The organism is Rhodanobacter ginsenosidimutans, assembly GCF_042655685.1.
Taxonomy (GTDB): Bacteria; Pseudomonadota; Gammaproteobacteria; order Xanthomonadales; family Rhodanobacteraceae; genus Rhodanobacter; species Rhodanobacter ginsenosidimutans.
In genome coordinates this window covers 491,427-512,822 of sequence record NZ_JBHSMM010000001.1, presented here as the reverse complement: position 1 = coordinate 512,822, position 21,396 = coordinate 491,427, and the positions used below count along the sequence as shown (strand labels likewise).

The following is a 21,396-nucleotide window of genomic DNA, read 5'->3' as shown; positions in this document are numbered from 1 at the left end:
GCGCACATGCCTGTGGTTGCCATGCAGGTCGTCGCAAAGCGTCTGCCGGGCGCCGTGCAATTCGCTGCGCTTCCTGCGATGGGCGTCGCTGCAGCGCCTTGAAGCAGTCAGCCCCACCCCCAATCTCCTGTCTGTTCACTTCATTGGCAGACAAACCATGACCACTCCCGCCTCCGTCCGCATCGACTTTGTCTCCGACGTTTCCTGCCCGTGGTGCGCGATCGGGCTGACGTCCTTGCAGCAGGCGTTGGCGAAACTCGATGGCGAGGTGGCTGCCGAGATTCATTTCCAGCCGTTCGAGTTGAATCCGCAGATGGCGGCAGAAGGCGAGGATTCCACCGAGCATCTGGTGCGCAAGTACGGCAGCTCGGCCGACCAGATCGACGCGAACCGCGCGATGATCCGCGAACGTGGCGCCGCACTGGGCTTCACCTTCAACATGGATCGGCGCAGCCGCGTCTACAACACGTTCGATGCGCACCGGCTGCTGCATTGGGCCGAGCTGGAAGGGCGACACATCGCGTTGAAGCAGATCCTGCTGCGCGCGTATTTCACCGACGGCGAAGACGTCAGCGCGCACGACACGCTGGTGCGGCTGGCGGTTGAAGCGGGCCTCGATGCGGAGCGTGCGCGGCAGATTCTCGCCGGCGACGAATTTGCCGACGAGGTGCGCGCGCAGGAGCAGTTCTTCCAGTCGCGCGGCATCCATTCGGTGCCGGCCACGATCGTCAACGGCCAGCACCTGATTTCCGGCGGGCAGCCGCCGGAGGCCTTCGAGCAGGCGCTGCGTCAGATCGTTGCGGCAGCCTGAAATCCCCGCGCGGGTTGCTTTCGCTGACCGCGCAGGTACGTACTAGTCCAGCGTTTCAGGGGTGCTCGATGCCCATGTCGCGATGCGACTGGCGCTTCACTTCCTCGGCGCCTTTTTCCTTTTTGTCATCGCGGCGATCCTGCAGCTTCTCGTCGTGTTTGGCGACGTCGCTCTCGTTGCGATCGCCGGTGCCGTGCTTGCGGTCAGCGGGTGGACGGGTCATGGCGCTCCTCCGGGGTTTTCGCCCAGATTAGGCCGCCGCCACTGATGGATTCGTGATGCCGTGCGAGCGTCAGGCGCTCTCGGACGTCAGCCAGTGCGCGATGGGCGAGGGGTAGCCCATCAGATAACCCTGCCCCAGCTCGCAACCCATCGCCTGCAACGCACCGTATTGCACGTCGGTTTCGATGCCTTCGGCGATCACCTCGATACCCAGCGCGCGCGACAGCGCCAGAATCGCGGCGACCACCGTGGTGCTGTTGGTGTTGGCGCCCTTGTCCAGCTCGTGCACGAAGGCGCGATCGATCTTCAGCATCCGCAGCGGCAGCGAGTGCAGGTAGCTCAACGATGAGTAGCCGGTGCCGAAATCGTCAAGTGCGGCGCCGACGCCGGCGGCGCGCAGGCGCTCCAGCGTCGCGCGCACGCGTTCGGGGTTGTCCAGCAACGCGCCTTCGGTGACCTCGGCGATCAACCGCGCGGGTGGCAGGCCGGTGCGTTCCAGCAGGGCGATCAGTCGCTCGTCGAAATCGGCGTGGCGCAGGTGCAGCGCCGAAACGTTGATCGTCATGAAAGTGTCGGCGGCGCCGTCGCGCATCAGATGCGTGCAGCTCAGCTCGAACATGCGCCAGTCGATCGCCTCGATCAGGCCGCTGTCCTCGGCGATCTTGAGGAAGTCGGCCGGGCGCAGCACGCCGCGTTGCGGATGGTTCCAGCGGATCAGCGCCTCGTAACCAACCACCTTGCCACCATCGAGGTGGCAGATCGGTTGGAAGTACGGCTCGAACTGATCCTGCGCCAGCGCCTGGCGCAATTCGCCCTCCATTGCCAGCACGTCGATCACGTTCCTGGCCAGCGTCTCGTCGAACAACGCATAGCGCTTGCGACCCAGCGCCTTGGCGCGGTACAGCGCGATGTCGGCGTCGCGCAACATCTCGTCGGCCGCGTTGTACTGCCCGTCGCCGATGGCAATGCCCACGCTGGCGGTGGTCTGCAGCTCCTTGCCGGCGATCATCATCGAGGCGCTGAGGGCGTCGAGCACGCGTTGCGCCACCATCATGGCGTCGGCGGGTTTGTCCACCTCTTCCACCAGGATGGCGAACTCGTCGCCGGACAACCGCGCTACCAGGTCGGGGTAACGCACGCAGTTGGCGAGGCGGTTGGACACCTCTTTCAGCACCTCGTCGCCGGCCAGGTGACCGAGGCTGTCGTTGATGATCTTGAAGCGATCGACATCAAGGTAGAGCAAGGCGCAGCGGCGCGAGGGCTCGCGCCGGATGGCGGCCAGCACGCGATCCATGCGATCGCGCAGGTAGCCACGGTTGGGCAAGCCGGTGAGCAGGTCGTGCATGACCTGATGCTTGAGCTGGTCCTGCACGCGTTCGCGCTCGATGATCTCCTTGCGCAGCGCCAGCGTGCGCTCCTCGACGCGCTGCTCCAGCTCTTCGTAGGCGCGCCGCAACGACTCGGCCGAGCGCCGCCGCATCAAACTGCTGGCGATCTGGGTGGCGACGAAGCTGAGCAGTTCCTGGTCCGCCTGGTCATAGACGACATCGCGCGAATAACTCTGCACGGTGACCACGCCGATCACCTCGTCACCCACGATCAGCGGCACGCCCAACCAGCAGGTCGCCTTGGCACCGGCCTGCGCCGACGATGCTTCACCGCTGCGCACGAGCTTGCGGATGTCGGCCTTGTTGGCCAGCAGCGCCTTGCCGTGGCGCAATACGTATTCGCTGAGGCCACGCCCCAGCGGGCGCTCCGCCAGCTGCGGATTGGCCGCATCCACCGAGTATGGAAACATCAGCCGCTTGCCGTCGTCGGACACCAGCGCGATGTAGAAATTCTTGGCGTTGAGCAAATCGTCGACCACCGCATGCACGCGGCGATAAAACTCGTCCTGGCCGATGTCGGCGGTCGCCAGCTGCGCGATCTGGAACAGCGCCGCCTGCAGATGCTCGGCGCGCTGGCGCTCCACGATCTCCAACTGCAAGCCGCGGTTGGCTTCAGCCAGTTCCAGCGTGCGCAGTTGCACGCGCTGCTCGAGATCGGCCTTGGATTGCTTGCGCTCCAGCGCCGTGAGAATGTGGCTGCCGACGAACTCCAGCAGGGCCAGGTCCTCATTGGTGAAGCCCAAACCTTGCTGGTAGTTGTGCACCACCAGCGCGCCGCCCAACTGGCCGTCGCGCAGCATCGGCACGCCGAGCCAGTCGTAACTTTCCGGGCCCTGCAGATTCATCGGGCCGGACACCTGACTGCGCAGCTCGCGGGTGTTGCCCATGCGCGCCTTGCCGTCGCGGATTACGTACCAGGTGAGCGTGTGCTCGATGGCGCTCAGCGGCAGGTCCTGGCCATCGCCAGGTACGGCCGGCTCCTCCACGTCCACGAAATACAGGAAACGGATCGTGTCGTTGGCGGGGTGGTACATCACGATGCAGAAGTTTTCCGCGTACATCAGCGTGCTGACAATGCCGTGGATGTCGCTGAGCATGTCCGGCATGTCGCGGTCGGAACCGGCCAGGTCGGAAATGGCGAACAGCGCACGCTGCAGGGTTTCCGAGCGCGCCAGTTGACGGTGGGAATCCTGCAGTTCGAACCATTCCAGCGCCCGGCGCAGGTGCTGACCGGCCAATTGCAGCGGCGCCGCCAGGCCATCGAGGAGCCCGGTGCCGTCCTGACCTCGCGCGATCGTCAGTACCAGCAGCACCGGCTCGGGCCGCTGGCAGATGCGCAGGGCCACGCGGTTCTGTTCCGGATGCGGGCACGCCGAACTGGAGCGCGCGGCATCCTGCAACCATGGCCAGTCGGAAGAATCGACCCAGCATGGCGGCGCGCTGTAATGGTTGGCGGGGTCACCGAGCCCCCACACCACGAACGCCTTCTCGCAACCGGGCTGAGCCTGCGCCAGTGAAGCAATCGTCACGCCGACTTCGTCGGGCGTGTGCGCAGCGGCGAGGCGCGCCAGCCATATCAGCTGCAAAGAGCCTTCTGACGGCGTCGATCGCACAGCACCCGCCTGCATCATTCTGAGGTTCCCCAATCGCGGCCCGCCAACGCCTGTTGGCCGCCGACGGCTTATTGTCGCGCATCGCTCCCTTGCGCGTCGCATGAGCGTGCCCGCAAGCGGGCGTCGGCGCAATACCGATATAAACTGTGCTGCTCGCACCGCGCGCACGGCCGGTGCCCGCGGCATCATCCGCGCCTGCCATCATCGGCCGCGGCGATGCCCTTCCAGCGTCACAGGTTTACCCACGCATGCTTGCCGACACCACCAAAGATGCCATCCGCGCCGCCTATGCACGCCTGAAAGACGGCCTGCCGGGTTTCCGCGCGCGCGCCTCGCAGGGCCGGATGATCGCCGAGGTGGCCAAGGCGTTCGGCCAGGCAGGCGGCGTGGCGGTGATCGAGGCGCCCACCGGCACCGGCAAGTCGATGGCGTACCTGATTGCCGGGGTGGAAGTGGCGCGCTTCCAGAAAAAGAAACTGTTGATCGCCACCGCCACCGTGGCGCTGCAGGAGCAACTGGTACAACGCGACATCCCGCTGTACCTGCAGCTCAACGGCATCGAGGCGAAAGTGGCGCTGGCCAAGGGTCGCGGCCGCTATCTGTGTCCGCGCAACCTGGCACTGGCCGCCAACAGCATCAACGACACCGCGCAGATGGGCCTGGCCGGCTTCGATGCCGACCTGGTGCTGTGGACCAAGCCGCCGCAGCCACGCGACAAGCAGGCACTGGTCAAACTCGGCGCCGCGTTCGAGAGCCACGAGTGGAATGGCGACATGGACAGCGCGCCGGAGCCGGTCAGCGACCTGCTGCGCCCGATGCTAACCACCAGCGCCGGCGGCTGCACCAACCGCAAATGCGCGCACTTCATGAACTGCCCGTTCTTCACCGCGCGGCGCGCGGTGGAAGACGCCGAGATCATCGTGGCCAACCAGGATCTGGTGCTGGCCGACCTGACCATGCCGGGCGAGAGCGCCAGCAACGGCGAGCCAGCTTGGGGCGGCGTGATCCTGCCGCGACCGGACGAGACGCTGTACATCTTCGACGAAGGCCACCACGTGCCGGGCAAGGCGATCGATCGAGGCGCCGCCGAGGTGTACATGAACGTCACCGTGCGCCAGCTGAGCCGGCTTGGCCGGCAGGTGCACGCGGCCTATTCACTGACCGACAAGGAAACCCTGGGCAAGCTCAGCCTGGACAAGGGCGACGAGAAACTGCAGGAACTCAGCAATACGCTGGAGGAGCTGGAGAAGGAAATCCGCCTCGGCTGGCTGCCCGATCCTTCCGAGACCGAACCGATGTACCGCGGCTCGCTGGGCCAGTTGCCGGACGCGTGGGTGGCGCACGCGCAAGTGCTCAGCGCATACACCAACGAGGTGCAGCGCTGGCTGGCCGCCGTGCGCCGCGCGGTGGTGGAGATGACCGACGGCGGCCCCACCCAGGAGGCGCTGTCGCGCGAACTGGGCATCGCGCTGGAGCGGATCGACAAACAGGCCCGCTGCTGGCGCGCATGGGCGGCGGAGGACCCCGACAACGCCCCACCGATGGCGCGCTGGGTCACCCTGGGCGGCGATCAGCAACTGGTCTGCCACGCCTCGGCCGTCTCCGCCGGTGGCCTGCTGCGCAGCGTGCTGTGGGGCAACGCCAGCGGCGTGGTGCTGACCTCGGCCACGTTGAGCGCGGGCGGCAACTTTCGTGGCTTCGCCGACGCGGTGGGGCTGCCCGGCGATGCGGTGACCTTGAGTTTGCCTTCGCCATTCGACCTCGCCGCGCAGGCACGGCTGGAAGTGCCGATGATGCGCACACTGCCCGACGCACGCGAGGCGCACGCCGAGGAGATCAGTGAATGGCTGGCCGAGCATCTGGACTGGGATGCGGGCAATCTGGTGCTGTTCACTTCGCGGGTGAAACTGGACCGCGTGTTGCAGAAACTGCCCATCGCGATGGTGCGCAAGGTGCGCGCCCAAGGCTCGCTGGGCAAGTCGCAACTGGTCGCCGAGCACTGCGCCGACATCGAAGCCGGCAAGGGCAGCACGCTGTTCGGGCTGGCCTCCTTCGGCGAAGGCCTGGACCTGCCCGGCAAGCTGTGCGAGACAGTGGTGATCACCCAGCTGCCGTTCGCCGTACCCACCGATCCGGTGGGCGCCACCTACGCCGAGTGGCTGGAATCACGCGGCCGCAACCCGTTCATCGAAGTCAGCATCCCCGAGGCCACGCGCCTGCTCACCCAGTATTGCGGCCGCCTGATCCGCGCCGAAACCGACCAGGGCCGCATCGTGCTGCTGGATCGACGCGTGGTCACCAAGCGCTACGGCAGCGGCATGCTGAAGGCACTGCCGCCGTTCCGGCGGGTGATTGAGCGCACCGCCTGAACGGCGCGCGCCTTGCTGCATCCCCTGCTCGCAGGGGAGGGCCGGGTTAGGTCGCTCTTGATCTCGCGCTCCCGCAACCCGGAGGTACCGAAAGTCATCTACGCCACACGACGGCCCTGCGCTAGAGTGACCGCATTCTCCGATCCGCGAGGCACACGACATGGCCGGTTTCCTGCTTTGGTTGTTGCTGCTGGTGTTCTGCTGGCCGCTGGCGCTGCTGGCGCTGGTGCTGTACCCGATCGTGTGGTTGCTGTTGCTGCCGCTGCGGTTGGTGGGCATTACCGTGACGGCGGTGTTTGCCTTCCTCGGTGCGCTGATGATGTTGCCGGCGCGCGTGCTGCGTGGGCGTCCCGCCTGAGCGCGACCTGCACAATGCCGCCAAACCGGGTACAAGTGCGGCATGAAATCCATCGACACCATGACGCCGTGCCCGTGCGGCAACGACGCCGGCTACGCCGCTTGCTGCGGCCCGCTGCACGACGGCAAGCCGGCTGAGTCGGCCGAGCAGTTGATGCGCTCGCGCTACAGCGCGTATGTGCTGTTGCGTGAGGATTACCTGCTGGCCAGCTGGCATGCCGATACGCGGCCGGCGTCGTTGCGATTGGCCGCGCAGCAACCGGCGCCGACCTGGCTGGGGCTGGATATCCGCCAGCATCACGTCATCGACAGCGATCACGCCACCGTCGAGTTCGTGGCCCGCTACCGGCTCGGTGGAGGTCGCGCGCAACGCCAGCACGAAACCAGCCGCTTCGTGCGGGAGAACGATCGCTGGTTCTATCGCGATGGCGAGATCAAGGCCTGACCGCCCGCAGCGACGCGGCGGCTTTCTTCAAAACCCGATCACGCCCAGGGCATGGAGGTGCGCTGCCAACGCACGCACGTCGGCATGCCGGAAGAACGCCAGCAGGTGCTGCGCCCGCCCCGGCCCGATGCCTCCGCTGGCTTGCCACTGATCATCGTTGCGCGCCGCCAGAGTGTGCCAATCAGTCAGTGCGATGGTGCCGCTGGCAGGCATGCCCAGCGCGTGCAGCCAGCGTTTGAAAGGACGCGCACGGGCGGCGGCGAACGCGTGCAGCAGTGCCTCCGCACGCGCATCGCCGACGCCGGGCACGGCCGCCAACTGCGCGGCCGTGAGATCCATCCAGTCGAGCAGCCCGTGCACCAGTCCGGCGTCGATCAGGGCTTGCCACGTATCGGGACCCAGGCCATCCAGCTGCAATCCGGATTTGCCGCCCAGCCAGACCAGCCGCGCCAGGAACTGCTGCTCGCAGCCTGGCGCCCATCGCCAGCAACTGAGGGTATCGTGCTGCGCCGGATCGGGCGGCGTCACCGGCTGGCGTTGCTGCGCTCGCCACGCCACCGATTGCAGGCGCGGAATGGTCAGCCCCGCCAGCGCCACTTCCACCTGATCGCCGGGACGAATATCCAGCTGCTGCCAGCGTCGCAGCGAACCCACGCTGACCCGTTGCACGCGGTGATCGTCCAATTGCACCGGCTCCAGTTCCAGCACGGGCGTAATACGGCCGCTGCGACCAACGGTGAAGGTCACCGCACGCACTTCGGCCAGCGCCTGGGCGGCAGGATATTTCCACGCCACGGCCCATTCCGGCGGCTCGGCCCGCCAGGTCGAGGCTTCCGGTCGCCGGCTCTGGCGCAGCACGGTGCCATCGGCGGCAAACGGCATCGGCTGCCGGTACCACCGCCGCCGCCAACGCTCGACATCGGCAAGTGTGCTCACTGGCTGGGTGTAATCCGCGCTGTCGATCAGGCCCATCGCGCGCAAACCGGCCAACCGCGAGGGCATGTCGGCCGGGCCGCTGGGCCAGTCCCACACGAACAAGCCGATGTGCGCCGCGGTCGCCGCGCCCAGCGTGTCGCGCGCCATGGCGCCAGCCACCGCCGAACGTGCGTTGACGCCGCCATCGCGCGCCTGCACATGGCTGCGCAGGCGCCAGTAGAGCTCACCCTGCAATACCACCCGCGACGGCGCGTTGGGTAGGTGGCGCGGGATCGCAGCGATCCGCAACGCCTTGGCGGTCCAGTTCGACCCATGCAGGCCATCGCCGCGGCTGGTCGCCTGGCGCAGTTCGCCATCGCGATATAGCAAGGTCACCGCCACCCCGTCGGCCTTGGGCTGCACCCACAGATCGCTGCCGTGCGACCGCATCCACGTTGCCACCGCGGCGGCATCGGGCAACTTCGCCAGCCCCGTCTGCGCCACTGGCGCGGTTACCGCACCGCGCGCGTCAGCGAGATGCGCGAGGGGTGCGGGTGCCTGCTGGGGAAAACAGGCGCGCCAGCGATCGAACCGCTGCAGCGCCTGGTCGTACACCGCGTCATCGACCGGCGACTGACCGGTCACGCGGTAAGCATGGTTCCAGCCATCCAGCCGGTCATGCAGCGCGCCGAGTTCCTGCCGAGCCTGCGCCGCAGTCCACTGGGGACAGGTCGCCCCCGCCATCGTGGCCACCAGGAAACCGGGCACCCCCAGCCACCGCCATCGCTTGCGCATGTGTGTTCCGCATCGTGATCGTCACCGCAGCGTGACGGGCACGCCCGGTTGCGGAGTAGCGGCCCATGACCTGACCCTTCGTAGTCGGTCGCCGCAACGCGGCGCAGCCGATCGCTAGCCCGCGCCGCCGATGGGTATCGACGATTGGCCGTCCATACGGCCATTCGGTCCGTAGCGACGCTCGACGATCACGCCCGCACCGTGGCGGTCGATCGCCACCACCGTGCTGGCGCGCGTGCCGTAGCTTTCGCCGCGGATGAAGGCGGCCGAAAGCAGCCGCTCGCGCTCAAGCCCCACGCCGGTCTGCGGCAGTTCCGCATCGGCGGCGGGCTGTTCGTCCGCCAATGCCGCGAACAGCGGCTCGAAGCCATCGTCACCGCCGTCATCGATCCACTGCCGCAGCCGCTGCATCAGGTTGCGCGTCTTGGGCCACGGCGTATTGAAATCGGCGTTGGACAAGCCATGCACGCCCGGGGTGATCGCCTGCGCCCGTGGCTGCGGCCGGTTGCCCAGGTAGAAGCCGTCACGGCCGTGGAAGGTGAGCAGATTGAATGGCCGGAACGTGGCCGCCGATGCCAGCAATTGGGTGGCGTGGGTGGCGGCATCGGCGGCACCGGCCAGATAGTCGGTGGCCAGCATGCCGCGCGACACACCCAATTGCGGATCGCTGGGATCACGCACATTGGTCACCACGCAGCAGCGCCCCGCATCGGTGACGCCCAGCCAGGTGCCACCAGCCTGCAGGTCGCGCCCGCCGATGATCGGCAGGTCGTCCCAGCGCGCCAGCGCGGCGCTGGGGCGTGCGTGCATTTCGTCGCGATTGCCTGCCAGCAGCAGGCGCCAGCGCGGATGGGCATCCCAGGCGAAAGCGATCAGACACATGGCGGAACAATGATGGTCGACATGCCGACCATTGTGGGCGATGCGCCACGGCTCGGCCAGCCGTGGCCGGCCTCAGGGCGACGGCGCGACGGCATCCGTGGTGGAGAACGCATACACAATGTGGTTGCGGTAGGTCTGGCCGGGCATCAGGCGCGCCGAACCGAACGCCGGCTGGTTCGGCGTGTCGGGAAACAGCTCCGGCTCCAGCGCGAACCCGGCGTTGTGCTGGTAGCGCGTGCCGCTGGTGCCGATCGAGGTGCCGTTCAGATGATTGGCGGAATAGAACTGCAGGCCCGGCTGGTTGGAATGCAGGGTCAGCACGCGGCCGGAAGCGGGATCCTCCGCCCGCGCCATCAGCCGCATTTTGTTGTCGGGATGGCGGCTGATCACCCAGTTGTGGTCGTAGCCATGGGCAATCAGCAACTGCGGCTCGCCGTTGCGATGGATGTCCTGGCCGATCGGCTTGCCCTGGCGGAAATCGAACGCGGTGCCGGTCACGTCGGCGAAATTGCCGGTGGGGATCGCGCCCGCATCCACCGGAAGGTAGGTGTCCGCGGGGATCGTCAGGCGCTGGTTCAGCACGTTGCCCGAGGCCTCGCCCGCCAGGTTCCAGTAGATGTGGTTGGTGATGTTGACGATCGTGGGCTTGTCGGTGGTGGCGGTGTAGTCGATCGTCAGCCGGTTGTCCGCACCCAGCGTGTAGACGGCGGTGGCGGTCAGCTTGCCCGGAAAACCCATGTCGCCATCGGGGCTGACATAGCGCAGGGTGACGCTGGCGCCGTTGGCGTCGTGCGCGGTGTCGACCACTGTCCACAACACCTTGTCGAAACCGATCGGGCCACTGTGCAGCGAATTGACGCCGTCAGTGAGCGGCAGTTGATAGGTGTGGCCGTCCAGCGTGAAGCGGCCCTTGGCGATGCGGTTGGCATAGCGCCCCACCGTGGCGCCGAAGCACTGCGGCCTGGCCAGGTACTCCGCCAGGTCGATCGAGCCCAGCACGATATTGGCCGGCTTGCCGTCGCGATCGGGCGCGCTGAGCGAGCGCACCGCGGCACCCAGCGTGATCACCTGCGCCACCAGGCCGTGGCCGTTGTCCAGCGTGACCTCGCCCACCTTGCGGCCATCCGGCATGGTACCGAAATCGCCACGGGTGACGCTGGTGGCCGTGCTGGCCACTGCGGTCAATGGCAGCGCGACCACCGCCCAACCCAACCACCGCCTGATCCGATTCGCTCGCTTCATGTCCGGCCTCGTTGAAGGGCACAGCACCATGCGCGGCCGGCCCGTGTGATAATATTGTATGACTAATTGAACTATCCGCCGGGCCGATACCCAACGCCATCCGGCCTTCCGCACACCCTTGCCAGCGCCCCTTCCAACCATCGTACTTACTATGACGACTGCACCCCGCTCTCAGCAAGGCGACCGGCAGCGAGTGGCTGGACGCCCGCTCGTCCGGCCACCCATCGATGCCGGTGCGGCAGGCCTGCGACCATGATCAGGTCGACATCTCCCCGAAACCTGCACGGCCACGTCATGCACGAGCTTGGGCGGCGCATCGTGGGTGGCGAGTTGCGCCCCGGCGATGTGCTGCCGCGCGAGGAACTGCTGGCCGAACAGATGAACGTGAGCCGCACCGCACTGCGCGAGGCGATGAAGGTGTTGTCGGCCAAGGGGCTGGTGGAGTCGCGCACCAAGGTCGGCACCCGCGTGCGCGACCCGCGCTACTGGCATCAGCTGGACGCCGACGTGCTGGCGTGGCGTTGCGCGCTGATGCCCACCGAGGATTTCGTGCAGAAGCTGGCGGAGATGCGCGAGATCATCGAACCCAGCGCCGCTGCCGCCGCCGCGCGGCGCGGCAGCGAGGAACAACTCAAACGACTCGAAGCCGCCTACGCCGCGATGGATGCCGCCCAGACGCTGGACGCCTGGGCCGAGGCCGATCTCGATTTCCACGAGGCGCTGCTCAGCGCCACCAACAACGAGCTGATGATTTCGCTGTTCTCGGTGATCGAAACCGCGCTGGGCACGTTCTTCGTGCTGTCCGCGCGCACCGTGAAAAATTTCAAATATTCATTGCCCCACCATCGCAAGGTGCTCGACGCGGTGCGTCGCCGGCAACCCGAAGCCGCCCGGCGCGCCATGCAACGCATGATCGCCGACTCCAGCGCCCCCACGAACAAGACGCGCCGCCATGTGGAGAAAGGTTGAAACCATGGGCTGGCTGATCGGCCTCGACTGGGGCACCACCAGCCTGCGCGCGATGCTGTTCGACGGCGAAGGCGGCGTGCACGAAACCCGCCACCGCGCCTGGGGCATCCGCCAGTTGCCGCAAGGTGGGTTCGAGGCTGCGCTGTCATCGATCTGCGAAGGCTGGCCGTCATGCCCGGTGCTGGCCGCCGGCATGGTCGGCAGCCAGCAGGGCTGGCACGAAGCGCCCTATGTCGACACGCCCGCCGACGTGCACGCGTTGGCTGCCCATCTGGTAACGGTAGCGGCCGCCGACGGACGCCGCATCCACATCATTCCGGGCGTGCGCGATGGCGTGGGCCCCAATGTGATGCGGGGCGAGGAAACCCAACTGATCGGCGTGCTGGATGCGCAGCCACGCCTCGCCGAAGGCACGCCGCTGGTGTTGCCCGGCACGCACAGCAAATGGGTGCAGTTGTACCGGCGCCGCATCACCGGTTTCACCACGATGATGACCGGCGAGTTGTACGGCTTGCTGCGCACGCACTCGATCCTTGGCACCGGCCTGCCCGATGCACGCGCCGCAGCACGCCACCACGAAAGCTTCGATGGCGGCGTGCGCGCCGCCCGCGCCAGCGGCTCGGCCGGCGTGCTGACGCGGCTGTTTTCCGCGCGCACGCTGGTGCTCGAAGGAAAGCTGGATGCCGCCGCCGTGCCCGACTATCTGTCCGGCCTGCTGATTGGCGAAGAGTGGCGCGCCGCGCTCGCCGCCGGCTGGCTCGATCGCGGCGAGATCCCGGTATTGATCGGCGATGAAGCGTTGTGCCTGCGCTACCGCCGCGCCGCCACCTTGTTCGACCTGCCCGACCCCACCTGGATCGCCGACGCTACCGCGCGCGGCCTGTGGCGCATCGCCCGCGTCGCCGGCCTGGCCGTCGATCGCACACCTCCCGTCCCCATGGAGCTCCCCGGATGATCCGTTCCTGGCTCGACCCGTTACCGCTCATCGCCATCCTGCGCGGCCTCACCCCACGTGAGGCCGTCGCCATCGGCGAAGTGATTGCCGACGCCGGCTTCCGCATGCTGGAAGTGCCGCTGAATTCGCCCGACCCGCTGGAAAGCATCCGCTTGCTGCATGAACGGCTGGGCGAGCGCTGCCTGATAGGCGCCGGCACGGTGATGACGCCGGCGCAGGTCGAGGACATCGCTGCCGCCGGCGGCAAGCTGATCGTGATGCCGCACGCGGACACGCAGGTGATCGCCGCCGCCAAGCGCGCCGGCATGGTCTGTACACCCGGCGTAGCCACGCCCACCGAGGCGTTCGCCGCGCTGGCAGCCGGCGCCGATGCGCTGAAGATCTTCCCGGCCGAACAGGTCAGCCCGGCCGTGGTGAAAGCGTGGCGTGCGGTCTTGCCGCGCGATCTGGCGCTGCTGCCGGTGGGCGGCATCACGCCCGACAACATGCAACCCTACGTCGACGCGGGCGCCAACGGTTTCGGCATCGGGTCGGCGCTTTACGCGCCCGGCCGCGACGTGGCCGACGTGGGCCGCCGCGCGCAGGCGTTTGCGCGAGCGTGGGCTGTGCTGCCGCGGGGAGAACGCGCATGAAGATCACCAAGCTCACCACCTTCCTGGTGCCGCCGCGCTGGTTGTTCCTGCGCATCGACACCGATGCGGGCATCAGCGGTTGGGGCGAGCCGGTGGTGGAAGGCCGCGCGCATACCGTGGCCGCCGCCGTGGATGAGCTTTCCGATTACCTGATCGGCAAGGACCCGCGCCACATCGAGGATCTGTGGAACGTGATGTATCGCGGCGGCTTCTATCGCGGCGGCCCGATCCTGATGAGTGCCATCGCCGGCATCGACCAGGCGCTGTGGGACATCAAGGGCAAGGATCTGGACGTGCCGGTGCATGCGCTGCTGGGCGGCCCGGTGCGCGACTGCATCCGCGTGTATTCGTGGATCGGCGGCGATCGCCCGGCCGATACGGCCAGGGCCGCCAGCGAGGCGGTGGGGCGCGGCTTCACCGCAGTGAAGATGAATGCCACCGAGGAAATGCAATACGTCGACACGCACGACAAGGTCGAGCACGTACTGGCCAACGTGCAGGCGGTGCGCGAGGCGGTAGGGCCGAACGTAGGCCTGGGGCTCGATTTCCACGGCCGCGTGCACAAGCCGATGGCCAAGGTGCTGATGCGCGAACTGGCGCCGTACAAGCTGATGTTCATCGAGGAGCCGGTGCTGTCCGATCATCTGGAGGCGATCCCCGAACTGGCGGCGATTTCGCCCGCGCCGATCGCGCTGGGCGAACGGCTGTACTCGCGCTACGACTTCAAGCGCGTATTGCAGCGCGGTGGCGTGGACATCATCCAGCCCGACCCCTCGCACGCCGGCGGCATCACCGAAACCCGCAAGATCGCCGCGATGGCCGAAGCCTATGACGTGGCGCTGGCGCTGCATTGCCCGCTGGGCCCGATCGCGCTGGCAGCGAACCTGCAGATCGACGCGGTGTGCCACAACGCGTTCATCCAGGAGCAGAGCCTGGGCATCCACTACAACGCCGGCAACGACCTGCTCGACTACATCAGCGACCGCAGCGTTTTCGCCTATGAAAAGGGCTTCGTCACCATCCCCGGCGGCCCCGGCCTGGGCATCACGGTGAACGAGGAATACGTCGCCGAACGCGCCGCCGTCGGCCATCGTTGGCGCAACCCGATCTGGCGCCACGCGGATAACAGCGTGGCGGAATGGTGACCCCGATGAAGCCCGCCTACGCCAGCTATCCCAGCCTCGCCGACCGCGCGGTATTGATCACCGGTGGCGCCAGCGGCATCGGCGCCGCCTTCGTCGAGCACTTCGCGCGCCAGGGTGCGCGGGTGGCGTTCCTGGACGTCGACGCCACTTCGGCACAACAACTGCTCGATGGCCTGGGCGAGGTGAACCACACGCCGCTGTTCATCGCCTGCGACCTCACCGACCTGGATGCGCTGAAGGGCGCGATCGACCAGGCGCGCGCGCACATCGGCCCGATCGCGGTGCTGATCAACAACGCCGCGAATGACGTGCGGCACGATTTCGCCGCCACCACCGCCGCCGATTTCGAGCGCAGCGTGGCGGTGAACCTGCGCCACCAGTATTTCGCCACGCAGGCGGTGGTCGAGGACATGAAAGCGCTGGGCGGCGGCTCGGTGATCTGCCTGGGCTCCACCGGCTGGATGATCAAGAACGCGGGCTATCCGATGTACACGATGGCCAAAGCCGCCATCCACGGCCTGGTGGCGGGGCTGGCCCGCGAACTGGGCCAGCACCACATCCGCATCAACTGCCTGGTGCCCGGCTGGGTGATCACCGAGAAGCAGCAGCGGTTGTGGCTGGACGCCGAGGGCGAAGCCGACATCGCCCGCAATCAATGCCTGCCCGGCCACGTGATGGCCGACGACCTGGCCCGCGGCGCGCTGTTCCTGGCGGCCGACGACAGCCGTATGCTGACCGCCAAGGATCTGATCATCGACGGAGGCTGGACATGAGCAACTCGGCACAACCCGTCGTCGAGGCGGCCAACCGGCTGGGTGAGGGCGTGCAGTGGTGCCCGCGCACGCAGGCGCTGTACTGGACCGACATCCTCGCCTCGACGCTGTGGCGCTACACGCCGCACGACGGGGCCACGCGCCAATGGGCGATGCCCGAGCGGCTGGCTTCGTTCGCGCTGTGCGAGGCCGATGGCTGGCTGCTGTTGGGACTTGCCTCGCGGCTGGCGTTTTTCAACCTCGACAGCGGCGAACTGCAACCCATCGCCGCAGTGGAAGCCGATCTGCCCACCCGCCTCAACGACGCCGTCTGCGACCGCCAGGGCCGGTTCGTCTTCGGCACCATGCACGAACCCGAAGGCGATGCGCCGAAACAGGCCATCGGCGGCTTCTACCGGTTGAACACCGACCTGTCGCTGGAACGCCTGCCGCTGCCGTCGGTGGCGATCAGCAACAGTCTGGCCTTCAGCCCCGACGGCACCACGATGTATTTCTGCGACTCGCCCACCCAGCGCATCCAGTGCTGCGATTACGCGGCCGATGGAAGCCTGGGTGCCCCGCGCACCTTCGTCGACCTGGCTGGCATCGAAGGCGACCCCGACGGTTCCACGGTGGACGCCGAGGGTGGTTTGTGGAATGCGCAATGGGGCATGTCGCGCGTGGTGCGCTACCGCGCCGATGGCCGCGAAGACACCATCGTGCTGCTACCCGCACGACAGCCGACGCGGCCGGCACTGGGTGGCGCGGCGCTGGACACGCTGTACATCACCAGCGCCCGCGACGGCCTGTCCACCGCTACGGTGCGCGATGAACCGCGCAACGGCGCGCTGTTCGCCACACCTGCTCCCGCGGGCGTGCGCGGCCTCGCCGAGGCCCGCTTCGGCGGCAACCCTTCGCTCAGCTGAGCGGCTCGAACTGAGTCGTGCCAAACCCGGTGCGTATCACTCGTGCCGGGTTTTGGCAAAACAGCCGTCTAGACGGCTGCTTTGCGCAGCGCCACTGCTTCGGCCCAGCGCGCGGCCACGTTTGGCGAGGTCATGCAGACGGTGGCGTCGGTCACCGTGGTCACCGCACGCTCCAGCAGCTGGATATCGGCCTCGTGCTGGCGCGCCACGTGCGGGTCCTCGAAGAAGATCGCGCGCTGGCAGCGGCGTTCCAGCACCAGGTCGGCGATCTGCGCGTCACCACCCATCGGGCCGCTCTGGTAGCGCTGCACCCACAGCTTGTCCTGCGGCCAGCCGCGGCTCCAGGCCAGTTCGTTGAGCCGCTGGCCGGTGGTGCCGGTGGCCACGCGGGCGGCGAAGCGCGACAGCAGGTCGAAGTGTTCGGCGGCGAACGCCAGCATCTGCGGCTTCATCGCATCGTGGGCGATCAGCGCCAGCGTATGCGTCTCCAGCGCATGCAGGTCGCTGGCGCCGGGGTCCGGCGCGAAACCGGCGTGGATGCGCTCGATCTCCACCCAGTCGCGCGCCGACGCCACCGTCGAAATGAACGGCTTCTGGTGGATCACGCACTGGCGCTTCAACGCGATCGCCTCGGGGAAGATCGAGGACGGGTCGACCGGATCGATCAGGTAGATCGCACCATCCAGCGCGCGCTCCGATTCCTGCAGGCCGACGACCTCCGCCACCAGCTTCATCAAGCCGCCATCGCGGCCATAGGGATAGCGGCGCAACGCCGGATAGTTGTTGAGCCAGCCGGCGCGGACGATGGCGTCGCAGGTTCGGCCCACCGCGTGCAGGCCCAGTTCCAGCTCGCGGATACCCGGCTCGCAGGCACGCAGCCAGCGAAACAACGCCGCATCGTCGTGACCGTGGTGGCGTTGGTTGGCAGCCAGGCCCATGCGCATAGTGCTCTCCTTGAACATGCATCGATTGAGTTGCGTCGATCCATCGGCCAGCGCCGGGCGCCGCGCCATGAACATCTCGACAGACGGGAAGCTTAACCAACCTGCGTGACAATCGGCACGCCATGGCCGCTCGCTCCCACCGGCCGGCTCGGTGATAATCATCCGATGCCCAGTCCCGCCCGTTTCCTTCGCCTGCCCGCCTGCCTGGTAATCGCCGCGGTGCTGTTCGGCGCAGCGCCCACGCTCGTCGCCAGCCCGCAGAGCAGCACGGAGCAGGCCGCCGCCCGCAAGAAGCTGGCCGACGTGCACAACAAGATGCAGGCCCTGGCCAAGCAGCAATCGGAAACCGCCGCGCGGCGCGAGCAGCTCAATGCGGAACTCGCCAAGCAGGCCACGGCGCTGGCCGTCGCCGCCCGCGCCCTGCGCCAGACCGAGGCCGAGCAGGCGGCCAAGCAGCAACAGCTCGACGAGCTGCAGCAACAACGCAGCGCACTGCAGGAAAAACTGTCGGGGCAACGCGCCGCCATCGCCGCGCTGCTGCGCGCCACCTACACCCTGGGCCGGGGCTCCGACCTGCGCCTGCTGCTGGGCGACGAGGATGTGGGCCGGATCTCGCGGGCGCTGGTCTACTCCACCTATTTCCAGCGTGACCGGGTCGAGCGCGTGCGCCTGCTGATGACCGACCTGGCCCGCCTGCAGCAGGTCGAAACCACCATCACCGCCGAGCAGCAGGCCTTGCAGGCGGTACGCGAAAAGCGCGAGGAACAGGCGCAAGCACTGAAAAAGCAGCGCGCCGCGCAGCAAAAACTCGCCCGCGAGGCCGATGCCACCTACCAGGACCAGGCACAGCGGCTGGCTGCGCTGAAAGAGAACGCACAGGCCTTGAACGCATTGGTCGACAAGCTGCAGAAAGCCATCGACGAAGCGGCCCGCAAGGCCCGCCAGGCGGCGGCGCGCGAGGCGGCGAAACAGAAACGGGCCGGCCACAAGGCGCCGCCGGTGGAAGTGGGCAATGCCGGCGCCAATATCCGCGGCAACCTGCCGTGGCCGGCGGCCGGCGACGTGCACAGCTACGGCAACGGCGTATTGATTCGCGCCAGCGGCGGCAGCGAGATTCACGCCGTGGCGCGTGGCCGGGTGATCTACGCGGGCTTCCTGCGCGGTTACGGCATGCTGTTGATCCTCAACCACGGCGACGGCTGGATGAGCATGTACGGCAACAACGAAACCCTGCTGCACGGCGTGGGCGACGCGATCGAAGCGGGCCAGGCCATCGGCACCGCCAGCGCACCCACCGGCGTCAACACCGGCGTGTATTTCGAGCTGCGGCACAACAGCCAACCGGTCGATCCGCGCAGTTGGCTGAGCAAGCACCGTTGACGCCGAAGGCGTGGCGCCGCAGGCTGGCCCGAACCGCGTCCCCGGCGACGCACCCCGTTTTCCTGGAGTCTTGCGTCATGCGTGTTTTCCTTCGCGGATCCCTCGCCGGCCTGGCCGGCCTGCTGCTCGCCGCACCGCTGCTGGCGCAGACAGCTGCACCGGCGGCCGCCCGCAGCGCCGCCGCCCCGATCGACCTGCCGGCCACCGCCAGCTCCGCCTCCGGGCCGAATGAGGATGCGATCGACCTGGACGACGTGCGGCGCTTCAGCCGCGTGTACGAGGTGGTGCGCCAGGCCTACGTGGAGAAGGTCGACAACAAGACGCTGATGAATGCGGCGATCAGCGGCATGCTCAGCCAGCTCGATCCGCACAGCGCCTACCTCGACAAGGAAGGCCTGCAACAGCTCAGCGAGGACACCACCGGCCAGTACAGCGGGCTCGGCATCGAGGTGTTGCAGACCGACGGCGGCCTGCACATCGTCACCCCGATCGACGACACGCCCGCCGCGCGCGCCGGCATCCAGCCGGGCGACGACATCGTGAAGATCAACGGCACCACCATCGCCCCGCAGAATGTCGATGAGATGTTCAAGCAGCTGCGTGGCGACCCCGGCAGCAAGATCAGCCTGACCATCGTGCACGCCAACAGCGACAAGCCGATCGACCTGGATCTGGTGCGCGAGAACATCTCCATCGCCAGCGTCAAGACGCGCCAGCTGGAGCCGGGCTATGCCTATATCCGGCTGACCCAGTTCCAGAGTGACACCGCCGCCGACCTGGAAAAGAAGCTACCCGAACTGCTGCAGAAAACCGGCCCGCTGAAGGGCGCGGTGCTGGACCTGCGCAACAACCCCGGCGGCCTGCTGACCGCCGCTGTCTCGGTCAGCGACGACCTGCTCGATTCGGGCGTGATCGTCACCACCCGCGGCCGCCTGCCCGACGCCAACCTGCGCTTCGCCGCGCACCCGGGCGACCTGCTCGACGGCGCGCCACTGGTGGTGCTGGTCAACAACGGCACCGCCTCGGCCGCCGAGATCGTTTCCGGCGCATTGAAGGACAACCACCGCGCGCTGATCATCGGCCAGCGCACCTTCGGCAAGGGCGTGGTGCAAACCGTGCTGCCGCTGGACGCCGACCACGCGGTGAAGATCACCACCGCGCGCTACTACACGCCCAACGGCACCTCGATCCAGGCCAAGGGCATCACGCCCGACATCGTGCTGGCCGACCTGGCGGTGCGCAAAGCCGATCGCGCCACCGGCCCGGTGAACTTCGAATCCGACCTGCCTCATCACCTGGCCAACGAAAAAGCGGTGACCTCCCATGGCGACAGCGCCGACGAGGAGGCCAAGCTGGCCACGCAGGATTTCGCGCTGTCGCAGGCGCTGAACGTGCTCAAGGGCATGTCGCTCAACCGTACGGCGGTCAAGCCGGCGCGGTGAAATTCACGCGTCGGGCGACGCCGCCTCGCGCGGCTTCACCAACCAACCCACCGCCAGCACGCCCAGCTCGTACAGCAGGCACATCGGGATCGCCAGCATGATCATCGAGGTGATGTCCGGCGGCGTGATGAACGCGGAGATGGCAAACGCGCCGACCACCGCATAGCGACGGCCGCTGCGCAACTGCTTCACGTCGACCACGCCGACGGCGGCCAGGATCACCACCCCCACCGGCACCTCGAAGCACAGCCCGAACGCGAAGAACATCAGCATCACGAAATCGAGGTAATGGGAGATGTCGGTCATCATCTCCACGCCCTGCGGCGTCACCGCCGTGAGAAAGCGGAACGCGGCCGGCAGCACCAGGAAATAGGCAAAGGCGCAGCCCAGATAGAACAGCCCCATCGCGGCCACCAGCAGCGGCCGCGCCAGGCGCTTCTCGTGCTTGTACAGGCCCGGGCTGACGAACGCCCACAACTGGTAGAGGATCATCGGCATGCCGATGAACAGCGCCGCGTAAAAAGCCAGCTTCAGCGGCGTCACGAACGGGCTGGCGACTTCGGTGGCGATCAGGTGCGCCCCCTCCGGCAACCGGGCCACCAGCGGCGCGGCCAGCTCGGTGTAGAGGCGATTGGCGAAGGGGATCAGCACCAGCAGGATCACCACCACCGCCGCCACCGCCTTGAGCAGGCGCGAGCGCAGTTCGATCAGGTGCGAAAACAGGCCTTGCTGCAGGTCGTCGACGGGATCGTCAGGCGTGGTCATGCGGAGTGATCCCTGTTCGGTTCGGCCGGCGCCGGCGCGCTCAGCGGCAGTTCCGCCTGCACCTGGCTGGACGGATCATCGCCTGCTTCCGTGCCCGTTTCTGCGCCATCCCCGGTCGCCGGGGCCTTGGGGCGCACCATTGCGGCCGCTTCGTCCAGCGCGCCGGCCAGCGGCTCGCGAACCTTTTGCACGCCGTCATTCAACTGGCTCTGCAGCGCTTCGGCGCGCGCCGCGGCCTCGCGCGCGGTGCGCTTGATCTCCTCGATCTCGAACTCCCGCTCCACTTCGGCGCGCACGTTGTCCCAGCCGCTGCGTACCCGCCGCAGCAAGGCACCGGCGGTGCGCGCCACGCCGGGCAGCTTCTCCGGGCCGAGCACGATCAATGCAACCAGCGCCAGCAGCACCAGCTTGCCGAAGCTGATCTCGATCATCGCGATGTATCCCGCC

The 21,396-nt window shown here is 67.6% G+C and carries 20 protein-coding genes; 12 read left to right on the top strand and 8 right to left on the bottom strand.

The annotated features are described in order from the left end of the window. The first annotated feature begins 157 nt into the window (after positions 1-157). Positions 158-811, top strand: a complete 654-nt coding sequence (locus tag ACFPK0_RS02145) for a DsbA family oxidoreductase (RefSeq protein WP_377338045.1) — start codon at positions 158-160, stop codon at positions 809-811. A 55-nt stretch (positions 812-866) separates the two neighbouring features. Here the strand turns inward: ACFPK0_RS02145 and ACFPK0_RS02140 are convergent, their stop codons facing one another. Further along, positions 867-1,034 carry a hypothetical protein gene (locus ACFPK0_RS02140; RefSeq protein ID WP_156458986.1) on the bottom strand — a complete coding sequence of 56 codons (168 nt, stop codon included), beginning with the start codon at positions 1,032-1,034 and terminating at the stop codon, positions 867-869. Positions 1,035-1,103: 69 nt separating this feature from the next. Further along, the gene (locus tag ACFPK0_RS02135) at positions 1,104-4,007 is read right to left on the bottom strand and encodes a bifunctional diguanylate cyclase/phosphodiesterase (RefSeq protein WP_377338042.1); all 2,904 of its coding nucleotides are present in this window, start codon (positions 4,005-4,007) and stop codon (positions 1,104-1,106) included. A 275-nt stretch (positions 4,008-4,282) separates the two neighbouring features. Here ACFPK0_RS02135 and dinG point away from each other — a divergent pair, with 275 nt between their 5' ends. The 3 genes from dinG (at position 4,283) to ACFPK0_RS02120 (ending at position 7,205) form a co-directional block, all read left to right on the top strand. Continuing rightward, positions 4,283-6,403 (top strand): ATP-dependent DNA helicase DinG, encoded by a 2,121-nt coding sequence (gene dinG, locus ACFPK0_RS02130; protein ID WP_377338040.1) that lies wholly within the window; start codon positions 4,283-4,285, stop codon positions 6,401-6,403. Between the two features lie 160 nt (positions 6,404-6,563). Next, the gene (locus ACFPK0_RS02125; protein ID WP_056082576.1) at positions 6,564-6,761 is read left to right on the top strand and encodes a hypothetical protein; all 198 of its coding nucleotides are present in this window, start codon (positions 6,564-6,566) and stop codon (positions 6,759-6,761) included. 42 nt (positions 6,762-6,803) lie between these two features. Then, on the top strand, positions 6,804-7,205 hold the full coding sequence (locus tag ACFPK0_RS02120) for a YchJ family protein (RefSeq protein ID WP_377338038.1): 402 nt from the start codon (positions 6,804-6,806) through the stop codon (positions 7,203-7,205). Positions 7,206-7,232: 27 nt separating this feature from the next. On the opposite strand, the gene ligB is transcribed toward ACFPK0_RS02120, so the two are convergent. The 3 genes from ligB to ACFPK0_RS02105 form a co-directional block, all read right to left on the bottom strand. Beyond that, on the bottom strand, positions 7,233-8,915 hold the full coding sequence (gene ligB / locus ACFPK0_RS02115; protein WP_377338036.1) for an NAD-dependent DNA ligase LigB: 1,683 nt from the start codon (positions 8,913-8,915) through the stop codon (positions 7,233-7,235). Between the two features lie 114 nt (positions 8,916-9,029). Next, the gene (locus ACFPK0_RS02110) at positions 9,030-9,797 is read right to left on the bottom strand and encodes an NRDE family protein (RefSeq protein ID WP_377338034.1); all 768 of its coding nucleotides are present in this window, start codon (positions 9,795-9,797) and stop codon (positions 9,030-9,032) included. A 72-nt stretch (positions 9,798-9,869) separates the two neighbouring features. Then, a complete protein-coding gene (locus tag ACFPK0_RS02105; RefSeq protein ID WP_377338032.1) occupies positions 9,870-11,039 on the bottom strand; it encodes an aldose epimerase family protein in 1,170 nt (389 codons plus the stop codon). 294 nt (positions 11,040-11,333) lie between these two features. On the opposite strand from ACFPK0_RS02105, the gene ACFPK0_RS02100 reads away from it, so the two are divergent. The 6 genes from ACFPK0_RS02100 to ACFPK0_RS02075 are packed head-to-tail and all read left to right on the top strand — an operon-like array spanning position 11,334 to position 16,418. Then, on the top strand, positions 11,334-12,008 hold the full coding sequence (locus tag ACFPK0_RS02100) for a FadR/GntR family transcriptional regulator (RefSeq protein ID WP_082520210.1): 675 nt from the start codon (positions 11,334-11,336) through the stop codon (positions 12,006-12,008). Further along, positions 11,992-12,963 (top strand): 2-dehydro-3-deoxygalactonokinase, encoded by a 972-nt coding sequence (locus tag ACFPK0_RS02095; RefSeq protein WP_377338030.1) that lies wholly within the window; start codon positions 11,992-11,994, stop codon positions 12,961-12,963. The genes ACFPK0_RS02100 and ACFPK0_RS02095 overlap by 17 nt, the downstream gene beginning before the upstream one ends. After that, entirely contained in the window at positions 12,960-13,595 is a 636-nt protein-coding gene (locus tag ACFPK0_RS02090) for a 2-dehydro-3-deoxy-6-phosphogalactonate aldolase (RefSeq protein WP_377338028.1), read from the top strand. The genes ACFPK0_RS02095 and ACFPK0_RS02090 overlap by 4 nt, the downstream gene beginning before the upstream one ends. After that, positions 13,592-14,740 (top strand): galactonate dehydratase, encoded by a 1,149-nt coding sequence (gene dgoD, locus ACFPK0_RS02085; RefSeq protein WP_377338026.1) that lies wholly within the window; start codon positions 13,592-13,594, stop codon positions 14,738-14,740. The genes ACFPK0_RS02090 and dgoD overlap by 4 nt, the downstream gene beginning before the upstream one ends. A 5-nt stretch (positions 14,741-14,745) precedes the next feature. Then, positions 14,746-15,513: an SDR family NAD(P)-dependent oxidoreductase gene (locus tag ACFPK0_RS02080; RefSeq protein WP_377338024.1), complete on the top strand. Its 768-nt coding sequence runs from the start codon at positions 14,746-14,748 to the stop codon at positions 15,511-15,513. After that, the gene (locus ACFPK0_RS02075; RefSeq protein ID WP_377338022.1) at positions 15,510-16,418 is read left to right on the top strand and encodes an SMP-30/gluconolactonase/LRE family protein; all 909 of its coding nucleotides are present in this window, start codon (positions 15,510-15,512) and stop codon (positions 16,416-16,418) included. The genes ACFPK0_RS02080 and ACFPK0_RS02075 overlap by 4 nt, the downstream gene beginning before the upstream one ends. A 68-nt stretch (positions 16,419-16,486) precedes the next feature. Here ACFPK0_RS02075 and ACFPK0_RS02070 read toward each other — a convergent pair whose 3' ends face one another. Next, positions 16,487-17,362, bottom strand: coding sequence for a methylglyoxal synthase (locus ACFPK0_RS02070; protein ID WP_377338020.1), 876 nt, complete (start codon positions 17,360-17,362; stop codon positions 16,487-16,489). 165 nt (positions 17,363-17,527) lie between these two features. Here ACFPK0_RS02070 and ACFPK0_RS02065 point away from each other — a divergent pair, with 165 nt between their 5' ends. Then, entirely contained in the window at positions 17,528-18,742 is a 1,215-nt protein-coding gene (locus ACFPK0_RS02065; protein ID WP_377338018.1) for a murein hydrolase activator EnvC family protein, read from the top strand. Positions 18,743-18,819: 77 nt separating this feature from the next. Next, positions 18,820-20,184, top strand: a complete 1,365-nt coding sequence (locus tag ACFPK0_RS02060; RefSeq protein WP_377338016.1) for a S41 family peptidase — start codon at positions 18,820-18,822, stop codon at positions 20,182-20,184. Positions 20,185-20,187: 3 nt separating this feature from the next. Here the strand turns inward: ACFPK0_RS02060 and tatC are convergent, their stop codons facing one another. Together tatC and tatB are read right to left on the bottom strand one after the other, a co-directional pair. Further along, the gene (gene tatC, locus ACFPK0_RS02055) at positions 20,188-20,949 is read right to left on the bottom strand and encodes a twin-arginine translocase subunit TatC (protein WP_056082614.1); all 762 of its coding nucleotides are present in this window, start codon (positions 20,947-20,949) and stop codon (positions 20,188-20,190) included. Next, entirely contained in the window at positions 20,946-21,380 is a 435-nt protein-coding gene (tatB, locus tag ACFPK0_RS02050) for a Sec-independent protein translocase protein TatB (RefSeq protein ID WP_056082616.1), read from the bottom strand. Before tatB ends, tatC begins: the two co-directional genes overlap by 4 nt. Positions 21,381-21,396: the final 16 nt, after the last annotated feature.

Excerpts from the sequence above, each read along its gene's own strand:
- ACFPK0_RS02145 (WP_377338045.1), top strand. The coding sequence starts at position 158 with ATGACCACTCCCGCCTCCGTCCGCATCGACTTTGTCTCCGACGTTTCC.
- ACFPK0_RS02140 (WP_156458986.1), bottom strand. The coding sequence starts at position 1,034 with ATGACCCGTCCACCCGCTGACCGCAAGCACGGCACCGGCGATCGCAAC.
- dinG (WP_377338040.1), top strand. The coding sequence starts at position 4,283 with ATGCTTGCCGACACCACCAAAGATGCCATCCGCGCCGCCTATGCACGC.
- ACFPK0_RS02125 (WP_056082576.1), top strand. The coding sequence starts at position 6,564 with ATGGCCGGTTTCCTGCTTTGGTTGTTGCTGCTGGTGTTCTGCTGGCCG.
- ACFPK0_RS02120 (WP_377338038.1), top strand. The coding sequence starts at position 6,804 with ATGAAATCCATCGACACCATGACGCCGTGCCCGTGCGGCAACGACGCC.
- ligB (WP_377338036.1), bottom strand. The coding sequence starts at position 8,915 with ATGCGCAAGCGATGGCGGTGGCTGGGGGTGCCCGGTTTCCTGGTGGCC.
- ACFPK0_RS02110 (WP_377338034.1), bottom strand. The coding sequence starts at position 9,797 with ATGTGTCTGATCGCTTTCGCCTGGGATGCCCATCCGCGCTGGCGCCTG.
- ACFPK0_RS02105 (WP_377338032.1), bottom strand. The coding sequence starts at position 11,039 with ATGAAGCGAGCGAATCGGATCAGGCGGTGGTTGGGTTGGGCGGTGGTC.
- ACFPK0_RS02100 (WP_082520210.1), top strand. The coding sequence starts at position 11,334 with ATGCACGAGCTTGGGCGGCGCATCGTGGGTGGCGAGTTGCGCCCCGGC.
- ACFPK0_RS02095 (WP_377338030.1), top strand. The coding sequence starts at position 11,992 with ATGTGGAGAAAGGTTGAAACCATGGGCTGGCTGATCGGCCTCGACTGG.
- ACFPK0_RS02090 (WP_377338028.1), top strand. The coding sequence starts at position 12,960 with ATGATCCGTTCCTGGCTCGACCCGTTACCGCTCATCGCCATCCTGCGC.
- dgoD (WP_377338026.1), top strand. The coding sequence starts at position 13,592 with ATGAAGATCACCAAGCTCACCACCTTCCTGGTGCCGCCGCGCTGGTTG.
- ACFPK0_RS02080 (WP_377338024.1), top strand. The coding sequence starts at position 14,746 with ATGAAGCCCGCCTACGCCAGCTATCCCAGCCTCGCCGACCGCGCGGTA.
- ACFPK0_RS02075 (WP_377338022.1), top strand. The coding sequence starts at position 15,510 with ATGAGCAACTCGGCACAACCCGTCGTCGAGGCGGCCAACCGGCTGGGT.
- ACFPK0_RS02070 (WP_377338020.1), bottom strand. The coding sequence starts at position 17,362 with ATGCGCATGGGCCTGGCTGCCAACCAACGCCACCACGGTCACGACGAT.
- ACFPK0_RS02065 (WP_377338018.1), top strand. The coding sequence starts at position 17,528 with ATGCCCAGTCCCGCCCGTTTCCTTCGCCTGCCCGCCTGCCTGGTAATC.
- ACFPK0_RS02060 (WP_377338016.1), top strand. The coding sequence starts at position 18,820 with ATGCGTGTTTTCCTTCGCGGATCCCTCGCCGGCCTGGCCGGCCTGCTG.
- tatC (WP_056082614.1), bottom strand. The coding sequence starts at position 20,949 with ATGACCACGCCTGACGATCCCGTCGACGACCTGCAGCAAGGCCTGTTT.
- tatB (WP_056082616.1), bottom strand. The coding sequence starts at position 21,380 with ATGATCGAGATCAGCTTCGGCAAGCTGGTGCTGCTGGCGCTGGTTGCA.